At 53.1% G+C, this 13,446-nt stretch carries 9 protein-coding genes; 4 read left to right on the forward strand and 5 right to left on the reverse strand.

Annotated elements, in window-relative coordinates; translation table 11 throughout:
- Positions 1-166 precede the first annotated feature (166 nt).
- From ACQ0MK_RS08460 to ACQ0MK_RS08470, 3 genes are all read left to right on the forward strand, one after another.
- The gene (locus tag ACQ0MK_RS08460; RefSeq protein WP_430475631.1) at positions 167-553 is read left to right on the forward strand and encodes a RidA family protein; all 387 of its coding nucleotides are present in this window, start codon (positions 167-169) and stop codon (positions 551-553) included.
- 81 nt (positions 554-634) lie between these two features.
- On the forward strand, positions 635-1,519 hold the full coding sequence (locus ACQ0MK_RS08465; protein WP_430475632.1) for a MurR/RpiR family transcriptional regulator: 885 nt from the start codon (positions 635-637) through the stop codon (positions 1,517-1,519).
- A 58-nt stretch (positions 1,520-1,577) separates the two neighbouring features.
- A complete protein-coding gene (locus tag ACQ0MK_RS08470; RefSeq protein ID WP_430475633.1) occupies positions 1,578-2,528 on the forward strand; it encodes a sugar kinase in 951 nt (316 codons plus the stop codon).
- Here the strand turns inward: ACQ0MK_RS08470 and ACQ0MK_RS08475 are convergent.
- Both ACQ0MK_RS08475 and ACQ0MK_RS08480 read right to left on the reverse strand, forming a co-directional pair.
- On the reverse strand, positions 2,525-6,964 hold the full coding sequence (locus tag ACQ0MK_RS08475; protein WP_430475634.1) for a translocation/assembly module TamB domain-containing protein: 4,440 nt from the start codon (positions 6,962-6,964) through the stop codon (positions 2,525-2,527). The genes ACQ0MK_RS08470 and ACQ0MK_RS08475 overlap by 4 nt on opposite strands.
- On the reverse strand, positions 6,961-8,994 hold the full coding sequence (locus ACQ0MK_RS08480) for an autotransporter assembly complex protein TamA (protein WP_430475635.1): 2,034 nt from the start codon (positions 8,992-8,994) through the stop codon (positions 6,961-6,963). Before ACQ0MK_RS08480 ends, ACQ0MK_RS08475 begins: the two co-directional genes overlap by 4 nt.
- A gap of 305 nt (positions 8,995-9,299) precedes the next feature.
- Between ACQ0MK_RS08480 and ACQ0MK_RS08485 the strand changes: the two genes are divergently transcribed.
- On the forward strand, positions 9,300-11,270 hold the full coding sequence (locus tag ACQ0MK_RS08485; protein WP_430475636.1) for a GNAT family N-acetyltransferase: 1,971 nt from the start codon (positions 9,300-9,302) through the stop codon (positions 11,268-11,270).
- Between the two features lie 42 nt (positions 11,271-11,312).
- On the opposite strand, the gene ACQ0MK_RS08490 is transcribed toward ACQ0MK_RS08485, so the two are convergent.
- From ACQ0MK_RS08490 to ACQ0MK_RS08500, 3 genes are all read right to left on the reverse strand, one after another.
- Complete coding sequence (locus tag ACQ0MK_RS08490) at positions 11,313-12,440, reverse strand: peptidase C39 family protein (RefSeq protein WP_430475637.1); 1,128 nt, start codon at positions 12,438-12,440, stop codon at positions 11,313-11,315.
- A gap of 136 nt (positions 12,441-12,576) precedes the next feature.
- Positions 12,577-12,990 carry a TIGR01244 family sulfur transferase gene (locus ACQ0MK_RS08495; protein WP_430475638.1) on the reverse strand — a complete coding sequence of 138 codons (414 nt, stop codon included), beginning with the start codon at positions 12,988-12,990 and terminating at the stop codon, positions 12,577-12,579.
- Positions 12,991-13,159: 169 nt separating this feature from the next.
- On the reverse strand, positions 13,160-13,384 hold the full coding sequence (locus ACQ0MK_RS08500) for a YgaP family membrane protein (RefSeq protein ID WP_430475639.1): 225 nt from the start codon (positions 13,382-13,384) through the stop codon (positions 13,160-13,162).
- Positions 13,385-13,446: the final 62 nt, after the last annotated feature.

Here is a 13,446-nt window from a genome sequence, read left to right on the forward strand (position 1 = left end):
CTACATTCTTAGGATAGTTTTGTAGCTTGTCTACATATTTTTCACCTCCAACTCACTTATTTTCGCCTATTGACCTTACTTGAAAGCTGATTTAGGTAGTTAAACTACATTTTTAACTGGGTGCTGTTTTAACACACACCCGTCAGCCAAAGCAGGGAGATTTTCCATGGCGATCAAACATTTCGGCAATGAACGCAGCGGTGCCGGTGGACAGAAGCTGCCATTTTCACCCGCAGTTCGCGCCGGCGACTACGTCTATATTTCCGGTCAGGTCGCAATGAAAGAAAATGGTGAAATTGCCTATGGCGGGATCGAAGATCAGACCCGTTTGACCATGGAAAACGTCAAATCCGCACTCGCTCTTGCCGGATGTACGCTTGATGACGTGTTTAAAATGAATGTCTGGCTGGCCGACACGCGAGATTTCTGGACCTTTAACCGCGTCTATGCGGAATTCTTCCCCGGCGAACGCCCGGCACGCTCGACCGTGCAGTCCCAAATGATGGTTGACGCCAAGATTGAAATCGAAGCTATCGCCTACAAGCCCGAATAGTGATATTTCCCAAGGGGGTGCCATTACGATCATCCGTATTGGCATCCCTGCCCGCCCTTGAAACAGAACCGGATCAGACCGATGCAACCGACCGCCGATATCATCAGCTTACTGCGCAGCCAGTCGGGAAAATTCCCGAACCGTGAACAGCAGGTTGCCGATTATATCAGCGAGCATCTTGAAGAAGTCACCACCATTTCCCTTTCCGATCTTGCCCATAATGTCGGGGTAAGCGAACCAACCGTCATCCGGTTTTGCCGCACATTGGGCTGTGATGGATTTCGTGATTTTAAAATGCGTCTGGCGCAAAACCTTGCGGTCAGCATGCAGTATCTGACATCCGAAGATATTTCGGATGACACCACCGCTGCGGACGTTCTTTCAAGTCACGTTCTGGGCGTCATCATTGATAACCTGCGCCTGCTGCGTGATCAGATTTCATCAGATCAGGTCGATCAAGCTGCTGACATTCTGGCCAAAGCCCGCCAGATCGCCTTTTTTGGCGTTGGGGGCGGCTCAACCACAGTTGCCTTTGATGCCGCCAACCGGTTTTTCCGCCTTGGCATCCCGGCCCAATCGCAAAGTGATGGCTATTTACAGCGCATGCTGTCTTCGACCCTTGGCCCGGATGATGTTGTTTTTGCCATCTCCACCAGCGGCCGCCCGACCGAATTGATCCATTCTGCCGCCATTGCCCGGCAATATGGTGCAAAGGTCATATCCCTGACCAATCCCGACAGCCCGCTTGCCGCCGAAAGCGATCTGGTGATCGGGATCGAGATGCCCGAAAACCCCGACATCTATAAGCCAACCGCAACCCGCCATGCATTTTTGGCAACGATTGACGTCATCGCAACGGCGGTTGCCCGGCGCATGCCCGATCAGGCCAAAGAAAAACTGCGCCGCATCAGGTCATCGCTTTTGACGGTCAATCCACCAACCGGCCGTCAGCCAATCGGCGATTAACGCCACCTGCCATTCGCACCCGCCTGACGGCCTCTTATTGCAAATCAAAGGTTCCCAAATGCCGCAAATCGCGTTTATCGGTGAATGCATGCTTGAGCTTTCCGGTGCACAGCCCGGCACGGTATTTGGTGCTGCCAAACTTGGCTTTGCGGGCGATACGCTTAATGCCGCAACCTATATGGCCCGCACCAGCCGCTTGCTTGATCACAACGCCAAAGACAATGCAGCCTATATCACCGCCCTTGGGGTGGATGCCTATAGCAACGCGATGTTAAGCGCATGGCAATCAGACGGGATTGCGACCGATCTTGTGCAACAGATCGATGGTGCCCTGCCCGGTCTGTACACCATCCAAACCGACCATGCAGGCGAACGAAGCTTTTCCTATTGGCGCGATCAGGCCGCCGCAAAACAGGTTCTGGGCGGCGGACATGATGCCAAAATCAAATCTGCCTTTAACCGGTTTGACGGAATGTATCTGTCCGGGATCAGCCTTGCGATCCTGAGCGCTCATGACCGTTTGAAAATGATTGATCTGGTTGGCGCATATGCCAAGCAAGGCGGGAAAGTCTATTTCGACACCAATCACCGCCCGCGTCTTTGGCAAGATGATAAAACCGCGATTGCGGCTTATCAGGCGGTTGCGCCGCTTTGCGATACGATCCTTCCGACCCATGACGATGATGCGGCCTTGTTCGGTGACATCTCCGCAGAACATACCGGGCGTCGCTGGCTCGATTCCGGGACAAAACAGGTCATTGTCAAATCCGGTGGCGATCCGACCTATTGGTGCGATCACGCCAACAATTCCGGCACCATAACTCCGCCAACCATCACCGACATTATCGATACAACATCGGCAGGTGATTCTTTTAACGGCGCATTTTTAGCGGCAAAGTCGCAGGGCAAAAGCGTTGAGCATGCCATCACCATCGCCCAAAAAGTCGCCGGTCGGGTTATTTGCCGCCACGGGGCATTGGTCGATATCAGCGATCTTGTTCTGGATTAATAATCCAGTCGATATTGAACGCCGGCCTTGCTGTCGATTTCGGTGGTCTCGCTGGTCACACTGATGCTCGGGGTGACTTCAATTTCGACTTCAACCCCGCTTGATCCCGGCGTTGCCCCGGCCTTGGTGCCGACATAGACCCCATCGGCAAGATACTTTCCAACCTTGACCTCCGGCCCGTCTTCACCGCCACCAACCTGCAAGACATCCGCCCCGATAAAGCGGCGCACACTGCCAACCACATCAAGGCCAGATCCACCACCCGAAAGCTCGTTAAGCGCACTGGCAAGCTGCACGGCCTCAACCGCACTCAGGCTGCCTTGTGATTTCCCGAACAAAACCTGCGACAAGATTTCGTCTTCCGGCAAGGACGGGTTGGATGTCAGCACCAGTTCAGGATCGCTTGCCGGTCCCTGAAAACCGGCCGAAACTTCCAGATCATCTGTGGTGTAAACGCCTTTGATATCCAACATCGGATCGGGCGGCGATCCTCCGGCAAAGGTGATTTTGGAATCCTTGATTACAAAGGTTTTCCCGATGATATCCAATTGACCACGAAGCGCTGAAAGCTGCCCGACAATGATTGGTTCATCGGTAGTGCCCGTAATTTCCAATCGGCCACCCCATTCGGAATCCAGCCCCTTACCGCGCACGAACAACCGTCCGGGCACATTGACCGTCACATCAAGATTGCCGGTAAACTGACTGCCTTCTTCTTCAGCCTCTTCGGCTTTTTTCTTTTCTTCAGCGGTTGGCAGATTGGCGACTTCAATGGTTGGGACGGATTCCGGCAATGCCAATGTCAGATCGACCTCGCCCCGCTGCACTGTCACCGTACTTTTAATGTCCGCCGCATTCTGGTTGCCGGTCACAGTCGTATCGACATCCGCCCAGAACAAAAGCTCATCCTTGCGCGAAACCGCAACATTGTTCAGCTTGGCCGCCACGTCATATGCAAGTTCGCCGCCGTCTTTGATCTCAAGATCGACCGATGCGGTTACCCGGCCATTGCCGCCATCCGTTGCTGTAATCCCCGGAATGGAAAGACCGTTTTGATCAAACTCCCCCTTCAAGGTCATCTGTTCAAGGATGGTGCCATACACCAGATTTTCGTAATGACCATCGGCAAGTGCAACATCGCCTTTCCATTCGATATCATCCAACGTTCCACCAACATCCAATGCAAGATTGATATTGCCCGAAACAACGTGATCGGGCGCCGGAACATAGGGCCAGAATTCGGCAATTTCACCGTCAATTCTTACCTTGCCGGAAACAGGCGCGGTCAAATCCGGGCTGAATTCCTGCTGCAATACCGAAATCGGCAAGGGCACCGTTCCGTCCGCCGAAAGGATTTTGGCATCCGAATTACCAAGCGATGCGCTGCCGACCATGGAACCGTCGCCAAGGTCCAGATCAAGGATCATTTCAAACGGTTTGATCCCCTTGACGGCCTTGGCCGTAATTCCGGTAATCTGGCCTTTGACATTGGCTGTGGGCAGTGAACCCTTGGTTTCACGCAAACTTGCACTCAGGTTCGCAATACCGCTCAGCCCGTCAAAACCGGCAATCCGCCCCCACGGGCCAAGGTCAACATCACTAAGGGCCACATCCCCGGCAATCGATTTTTGGCCCGCTTCCTGATCAAGGGTCGCCATAAGATTCCCGCTGCCAATTTTAAGATCGGCGAGAACTTGCTGGCGCCCATCTTCTGCCAAAACCACCTGCAACGGTTTTCGAAGTGCTATGGTTTGATCGCCGATGGCGACATCAAATTTATTGGCCATAACACTGATATCAGAACCAAGGGCAATTTCGGCCGCAAGATCTGTCTTTAACGGGACATTGCCCTGATAAACGCCATCACCTGTCAATGAGATGCCAAGCGCATCAAGTCCACCTTGAACATCAAGCGTTATGCCCTTGATTGCCAAGGCATCCGCAACAATATCCTGCCCGTCAAGCTTTGCCGAAATTTCCGGTGTGTCAAAGGCATTCCCGACGCTGGCAGTGATCTGCACGTCTTCGATCATGACCGGATTGGCATCGGTTTCACCGGCCATGCGCAACCCTTTGGCAAGGGCGCTTAACGTCACGGTCTGACGCGCACCATCGGGGGTAAAGCCAACATCTGCCGTCACCGTGCCATTGGCCAACGGCACCCCGAAATCAGCCAGCATTTCCGCATCAAGATTGGTCAGGGCGATTTTACCCCGAAGCGGCGGCTCATAATTCGGAAGGGCAATTTCACCCTCCAAATTCAAATGATCCCCGCGAAGAGTAATGCCTTCAACCTTCAACCCGTCCGATGGCAGGACAACATTCGCCGCCAGATCATAAGACCGCCCGGATAAGCTAAACCGCACCTTATTGATCAAGGATAGAACCGATTGTTTCGACCATTCCATCTTTGTCGCAAGACGCACATCGTCAAAACTTTGCCCACCGGCCTCAAGGCTTGGCACACGCAGATCAATCTGCCCGGGTGGTTCGGCAATGTTCCCGTCAAGCAACACCGAAAGCGTGCTTGGCGCAATCGAAACACCAATACCGGGCGGAACAACCCCTGGCGCGATATCAAAATCACCCTTTACCATCAGGCGTTCAAATTCATCGGTGATATCAACCTTGACCGGTCCTTTGACCATTGCGGTATCAACCGCGGCAAGATCAATCGCCAGATCAAGATTGGGCAGCAATGCGACCGTACCCGTAATCGTCGGGGCTGGCCCAACAATGCGATCCAGATCGGCAATGCCAAACCCGGTTTCGGTCGTTGAAATCGCAATATCCGCTTTGGCGCCCGCCTCTTCCGACCAAGACAGATTACCAAGCACCACCTGCCCCTGCCCACGAAGATCGAGACCGGAAATAGGTGCAAAGATTGAAAGATCGGCAACATCGCCAACAAGCTTGGCATCGGAAACAGCAAACGCCTCATCAAGCTCCGCATTGCCACGAAGCGTCATTTCAGGTGCGTTCAACACCAGATCAGAAACGGCAATTTGCGAAAAATCTGACGCGATGACTGTCTTAAGCGAAAGTTCCTGCGTATCACCCAAAAACGCCGCAAGATCACCATCATCCCAAATACTGCCCGTTGTCGACACATCAAGGGATGCTTCGATATCGCTATCATCGCTGCTAGGTGCGGGCATATTTGCGCTGACCAGAACGCCGGAAATGGTTGAAACAGGCGTTTTGACATCCTTTGCATTGATCGCAACATCAAGACCGGGCATGGCAAGATCGCCCTTGGCCTGAATCGAAACGCCAAGCTGCCCCCACGTCACGGCATCATCCATCAATGCCGAAAGGGCCGGATCAATATTTGCATCGACATCACCCGCCAACTGGCTTTTTTCAAGATCAAGTGAAGCCGTCCCGGTTAAATCTGCCGCACCCGCCATCGCAACGGATAACCGATCAAAGGTCAGGCTTTGCTGTGCGTTATTAAACGCCCCGGTAACGCCAAGATCAATTTTCTGACGCAATGCTTCGGGCAGCGTATCTGTAATCCGCTCAAACGTCTCAAGCCCGCCATCAAGCGAAAACCCGACCGTCTCCGATGACAATTGAACCCCGATATCACTGACAAGGGCCGCATACCCGTCCGCTGCCAGATCAAGCTTGCCCTGCCAGTCATTTGCCGGGCCATCACCCGCCAAGCTTATTTTGATATCGGTCGCAACATCCGGACCAAGCCCGGCCAAGGTCATGACAATCCCGTCACGCCCCAATTCGCCGTCAATTTTCGCCGAAAGACGTTGTGCCGGACCATCAAAATCAAGATCAACCGCCAACCGGTCCGTCCCGCTATCACGGGGCTGCAAATCAAGAACCGCCGTTGCCGACAGGTTCTTGCCAACTGCCGCCTGACCGCTCAGCGTATAAAGGAAACTGTGACCCGATGCGGGATCAACCACCGCGATTTCACCAAGTTCCAACGCATCAATCGAAACCGCCAAGGGCAAGGAAAACCCACCGCCTTCGTTAGTTTCCTCTTCTTCGGGTTCTTCGGAAACAGTTCCATCCGGCAGAATGATATTCGCACTGGCAAGACCGATCTGGTTGATCTGCAGACGCCCGGTGAACAAGGCCAAGGGCGACCAATCAAACACGGCTTCGGTAAGGTCAAAATGGAACCCGTCACTGGCACGGTCCATCACCAAGTGATCCAATGTCAGCCCGGTCCAAAGGCTGCCTTCAACATCGCCAATTTCAAACTTGCTGTCTGTTGCAAGCGATACCGTTTCATTGATGAAAGGTGTTGCCAAACGAAGGATGGGCCCTGTGCCCGCCAGTCCGACGACACCCGCAGTTCCAAGCACAATGCCCGCGATCCCATAGGCACCATATCGCCCCCATTTTTTGATCAAACGGCGGCGTTCTGTTGGCTTGGCATTCTTCGCAGAAGGTTGTTCAGTCTTGGTCAAAATGACTGCCCCAGACTGATATAGAATTGGTAATCGTCATCAACATTTTCACGTTTATCAAGCGGCACGGCAACATCAAAGCGCAGCGGCCCGACAGCAGTATAATATCTAAAACCAAGGCCCGCCGCCCACAGAAGATCGATGTCTTCCGGCTCGCTTCGGGCATAGACATTCCCGCCTTCAACAAACGGGACAATCCCGAAGCTTTCCGTCACCCGGGCCCGGAATTCGAACCCGACTTCAAGTACAGACCGCCCACCTACTGGATCACCGTCATCGGCCAACGGGCCAACTTTCTGGTATTCATAGCCACGGATCGATCCGCCGCCACCGGAATAGAACCGTTTGTTTGATGGCAAATCGCCGCGTTCTTCCCCAATGATTGTGCCCGTCCGGGCACGGGCGGCAACCACATAATCACCATCATCATCAATCGATAAATATTGCGATCCCGCAATCGAAACCGATGTGAAATTGGTGTCCTTATCGGTCAGCCCCATATAGGGCGAGACATTGATTTCAAAGCGCGTGCCTTCGGTCGGATCAAGCGGGTTATCAGTGTTATCATGGCGTAAAATGCCGCGTAAACCCGCCAGATAGAATTGCTCGTTCGGTGAATCTGATCCTGTCAGGTCGGAATATTCCGCCGTCACGCCAAGTGTCGTCGACCAGTTTTCGCCCAAGGGCCGTTCAACCCCGACAAAGCTGTCAACGGTTTCACCCTGATAGGCGTCGGTATCATTGTTTTTCGCATTCGCATCGGCAACAAGCGCCTGACGGCGGCTTAAGAATTGCGGTTTACGAAACTCGGCCGTCAGCCCCTGCTCAAACCCCGATGCCTCGGCTCCAAGCCGCAGTTTTTCACCCGCACCAAACAGGTTGCGATGTTCCCAAAATGCATTCGCCCCCGGCCCGTCTGCGGTCGAAAAATCGACCCCGCCACCTATGGACCGCATTTTGCGTTCAACCACATTGAACTCAACGGGGATTTCGCCGCTTTCGCCAACGGGCCCGACGACTTTGACAATGACGCTATCAAACAGGTTGGTTTGCGCCAGATCGCGGCGCGTGGTCCGGACCTGTTCGGGGCTATAGCGTTCACCGGCTTCCCAACTACGGTATCCGGCGATAAAATCGGCATCGACTTCATCTGCCCCATTGACGGTCACGGCACCGAAATTTGCCTGCGGACCTGTTTCAAAGCCGTATTTGATCGATATGGTTTTTTGGGCGGTATCGGCCATGATCGTCCGCTTGGTCGCCTTGACCAACGGATATCCCTGTTCACGGATGATATCAACGCCGTACTGTTCGGCCAGAATGATCGGTTGTGCTGTTGCGCGCTGTCCGATCTGAAGGCGGGTCTTGTCAAGTTCCGCATCCGTTGCCGACCGTTCAATCACCTTATCAGGATAGGTCACCACAAGATCAACCGACGAGATCAGATAAGGTGTGCCGACATCGATCATATAGGTCAAAACAACCGGGGTCGGGCCTTTGACCTCTGCACCGGGATCATTGGGGTCTTTCGGATCTTTGGAATCTGTCGCATCTGACGCATCTGACGCCATGACGGCATCATCCTGCTCCGCATCCGCATTGCTTTGATCGATGGCTTCGCCGGGCTGTTCTACTTGCTTCTCTTGAATGTCAAACGTGATTTGACCGTCATAGAACCCGCTGGATCGCAAGACCGCCTGAAACCGTTCGATATCGTCTTCGGCACGGCGTTGCAGCCCGGCACGCGATGCGGTTGGCCGCGATTGTAAACGACGTGCGGTGCTTACCGCATCCAACGCTGCAATCAAGTCTTCTTCAAGCGGATCGATGCCGGTGATTTCCACCGTGTACGGGATTGTCGATTGCAGACCATCTTGCGCGACAACATCATCCGTCCCCGACCCGAAGCCAAGAATATTCAATCCTTCGTCCGATGAACACGCAGCCAGCATCGTTCCCGCCATCAAAAGCGGGACAAAAGCAGCGCGTCGTCCATATGACTGGAAGTTGCGAAGGATGTTATCTTTCAAAAACGTCGTATCCCTGTGGTTCTTGACCTGATCAATGAATGCCGTTTTCTATCCTGAATGAAGGTCTTTTAAAACCCGTTGTCCTATATGGGACAGATAAGAACGAGATTATAACAATTTTCAAAGCAGTTATCTGAAAACACCTTATTTTTATTCTACCCACAGGTCGAACACCAGCGATGTCATGTCCCATGAAAAAATGGCATAGCTATGAACAATAAACGCGCTTGCGGCTTTTTCATATTGAGCGTACCGGAAGTTGAGCGCACCATGTTTGCCACATCCCATTGCAGGAGGTCCATCTCGTGACTTCGACCCTGACCAACACCGTCGTTATTCGCAATGCTGTTCGTGCCGACCTTAACGGGCTTTGCGCCCTTGAAACGACCAATTTCCAAAGTGACGTGATATCACGCGCATCTTTCTCGCGGTTCTTGCGTCAGGCATCTGCACGTCTGTTGGTCGCCGATGCCGGGGATACTGATAAACCATCCATCGTTGGCTATGGGTTATTGTTGCTGCGCGCAAATACGGTCACCGCCCGGATTTATTCGCTGGCGATTACCCAGGATTGGCGGGGCAAGGGTCTTGGAACGCAGCTGTTGGCAGGGCTTGAAAATCTGGCGATGGAAGCCGGATGCCATCGCATGCGCCTTGAAGTCCGTACCAAGAACGATACCGCGCGCAATCTTTATGAACGCCACAGCTATCAGAAAATTGCCGATCTTCCGGGCTATTACGAAGATGGCGAAGACGGCATTCGTCTTGAACATGCGCTTTATGACGGGCAGACCGACATTTCCCCTGCGGTTGCCACCGGCGCACCCTTAATCCTTGTTGATCGCCTGTCTGATCAGCGGTTTTCTGTTTCTGGTGCCCGTGTCATGCGGGTGCGCGATTATCTTGCCCTTGATCATGGTGTACGAAACCGTCGCGTGATCAATCTGTGCCAGTCCTATGAATATCTCTCGCGCGGGTATTATTGCAGCCTTCTGGCCGCCGCACGTGCCGAACGTGTCATCCCCGAAGCAGACGTACTTTTGGATTTGAACTGGAAACGTCTGCAAAAATCATCACGATCCGAACTCAGCCCCCAGATTCTGGATGCGCTGGAGAAATCCGGCCACACCGCAGATCAGGCACCGGATCATATCGATGTCTATTTCGGCCGCACCACGGATAAACGGTTCCGCAAGATTGCCGAACGCGCATTCGATCAGTTCCGCTGCCCGATTTTGCGCCTGCATCTTAACCGGCAGGATCGCAAGATTTTGCGCGAAATCGAAGCCCCGTCGCTTGGTCAGCTTGATGACAGTAATCTGGTCGATTTCGAAGCTGCCTTGCGGGCCTATTTGCGCGGTCGTGTCCGTAAGCAGGGCAACGTCACCCCACCGACCGCACTGGTCGCGATCCTGCATGATCCGAACGATCCATTGCCACCATCAGATGCAGAAGCATTGGCCAATTTTGTGCAGGCGGCTGCCGATCTTGGTGCCAAGGCCGAACTGATCACGGCCAAGGATTTCCACCATCTTTCGGAATTTGATGCGCTTCTGATCCGCGAAACCACCGCCCTTGATCACCATACCTATCGCTTTGCCAAGCGCGCGGTAAAGGAAGGCATTCCCGTCATTGATGACCCGGATTCCATGTTGCGCTGTACCAACAAGGTCTATCTGGCGGAATTGCTGCGCACCCATCGTATTCCGGCACCCAGAAGTGCGATTTTCGATAAACGCCGCATTTCTGAAATCGCCAAACAGTTCAGTTTCCCCTCAGTTCTGAAGGTTCCGGACGGATGCTTTTCGCGCGGTGTGCGCAAAGTAAAATCGCCTGACCATCTCGCCGAAGTTGCCGGTGAAATGTTCAAAAACTCCGAACTTCTGGTCATTCAGGAATATGTCGAAACGACATTTGACTGGCGGATCGGTGTCCTTGGCGGCGAGGCGATTTTTGCCAGCCGCTATTTCATGGCGCCCGGTCACTGGCAGATCGTCAAACATGAAGACGATGGCAAAAGCTTTGAAGAAGGCGGTTTTGAAACCGTTGCCGTCGAAGATGCCCCGCAGGATATCGTTGCCACCGCCCTTGCATCCGCCCGCTTGATGGGCGACGGGCTTTATGGTGTCGATGTCAAAGAAACACCGCACGGTCCGATGGTGATTGAAGTCAATGACAACCCCAATATCGATGCCGGGGTCGAAGACGTTGTGCTGGGGATGGAGCTTTATCGGCGGATCATCGCCCACCTTCTGGGCAAGATCGCACGTCCTTAAGAACGTGACGTCGTCAGAGAACACCAAACAAAAGGTCGGGTTTTACCCGGCCTTTTTGTCAATAAACACGGCAGCTTGCAGCTTGTCACGCCCATATCGCGCCATCAGATCGAACTCATGGCGCAGGATCGGAACCGACACACAATCGCTGCCATTAAACGGTTCGTGGTCTTCGCCAATATCGGGATCGCTGACATAGACAAACCGGTCATCAAATCCCGACACCACCACCCAATGGGGGATTTTATCGCCGTAAATCCGGTACTGACTGATCAGGACCAGCGATATTTTACCGGCCCTGGCCCGTTCTTCAATCTCGGCAATACCGAACGCACCTGTGGTGATCGGAATACCGACGTCTTGTGCCTGCCGTGCGAAATCGTAATGCACCAGTTCGACCACTTCGCGGTTCTTGGGTTTGCGCACCGTATCAACAAATAACGGCCCGTCGCGGCTGCTGAAAACTTCAACGTCAAAGCCGCGTTTATATGCCGCCAATGCCAAACCCAACGGGCCACAGCCACCATGACCTGATGTCATAAAAACGGTGGTCGCCTCACGCCACAACGAAACTTCCAGATTACGGTCCATCTCAAGACCGGGATCAAGCGCATTCATCGCCATCATCAAAGCTGCTGGCCCACAGGTAAAAGGAAGCGTTTGATGATAAAAATGAATGGGCGAAGGTCGGCTCATGGCATGAGGAACCAAGACACGCTCCATCCGAAGGGCGTCGGAATGATCCGGGTAATAGTCGGGATAAAGCGCGAAATCCTTGTAATCGGCCTTGCGAAACAGGCTAATCGCGGCTGCGTTTTTCTGACTGACTTCAAGCCGTAAGATCGGCGCGCCAAAATCAAGGCTGCATTCTTCTGCCTGCGCAAGAAGAGCGCGTCCAATCCCCTGCCTCCATCGCCCCGGGATCACGGCCAATGAATAGAGCCGTGCCAAGGCCACATTTCGCCGGAAAATAACCAATGCATAGCCAAGAATATTGTCGCCTTCACAGGCAACAATCAGGCGTGCAGTCTCGCTGCTGACAAAACGTTTGAACGCGCGACGGTTCAGTCGATCAATGTCAAAGGACTGGTTTTCGATCTCACAAAGCGCATCAATATCGTCGCCTTTTGCCAATCGAAATTCAATATTGGCGTTTTCACGCGTCTTCACTATCACACCTGTATCAGACGACTCTAGGCTCATTCCGCCATGAAAAGCCGAAAAGAGATAGTGCAATTATGGCAGGCGTGCTGCGCAATTATGCGATGCCGCCGATCAGCACATCGCATAACCGGGAATAAGAAGATCAAGCGCGCGCTGCAATACGTGGCAAAAGTGGCGACATATCATAACCGGCATCTGCCGCAGATTTGATGATGTCTTGCACCGGCAATTTCCCCGCATTGGCAAGCGACCAAAGGATCGTGCAACGGGTCCCGCTTCGGCAATAAGCAAAAACCGGCTTTGACGCATCAGCAAGATTGGCGGCAAAGGCATCTGCATCCGCATCGGAAACATTGCCACTTGCAACGGGCTGAAACACGGCTGTCATGCCGACTTCTTCGGCCTTGGTCGAAATCTCGGCAAAGGATGGCTGACCGGGATCTTCATCATCTGGGCGGTTACAGATAATGGTTTTGTATCCGGCCTTGGCAATCTCTTCGATCGCCTCAAGTGGCAGTTGCGCGGATACCGTCAGTTCATCGCTCAGGCGTTTCATTTTTCTATTCCGTTGTTCGTGACCATCAAGGTTCCCGCAAACCAAACCGGTTGCGGGCCCATCACATCACGCGTGCAGCACATGACATCCGTTTAACGGATGCCACTATACCGTGCTGCTTGCAACAGTTCGAATAGAAATTTGTTGTGATCTAACAAACGCCAAGCCCCTATTTGGAGATCGGACACGTCCGCAAACCAAACACCATATAAAGCGGGCAAAACCGCAATGCGGCACTCACCAGCATCACCAAACCCGCAACGATCATGACCCAGCCGTAAACGCCAAATGCCATGATCTCACCTTCGGGTGCTTCTGCCAAAAACGGCAAGGCAAGCAAGACCACGCCACCAGCAGCCCGTATCAGACGATCTACCAATCCAACATTTTTCATGATCTTCTCCTTTGGAAGTCTTGTAATTCATGAAAACACCATAACATCATCATTTAATGTTT

The organism is Thalassospira lucentensis (assembly GCF_050516545.1).
GTDB lineage: Bacteria > Pseudomonadota > Alphaproteobacteria > Rhodospirillales > Thalassospiraceae > Thalassospira > Thalassospira lucentensis_C.

Coding starts and splice junctions, on each gene's coding strand:
- ACQ0MK_RS08460 (WP_430475631.1), top strand. CDS start 167: ATGGCGATCAAACATTTCGGCAATGAACGCAGCGGTGCCGGTGGACAG.
- ACQ0MK_RS08465 (WP_430475632.1), top strand. CDS start 635: ATGCAACCGACCGCCGATATCATCAGCTTACTGCGCAGCCAGTCGGGA.
- ACQ0MK_RS08470 (WP_430475633.1), top strand. CDS start 1,578: ATGCCGCAAATCGCGTTTATCGGTGAATGCATGCTTGAGCTTTCCGGT.
- ACQ0MK_RS08495 (WP_430475638.1), bottom strand. CDS start 12,990: ATGAAACGCCTGAGCGATGAACTGACGGTATCCGCGCAACTGCCACTT.
- ACQ0MK_RS08500 (WP_430475639.1), bottom strand. CDS start 13,384: ATGAAAAATGTTGGATTGGTAGATCGTCTGATACGGGCTGCTGGTGGC.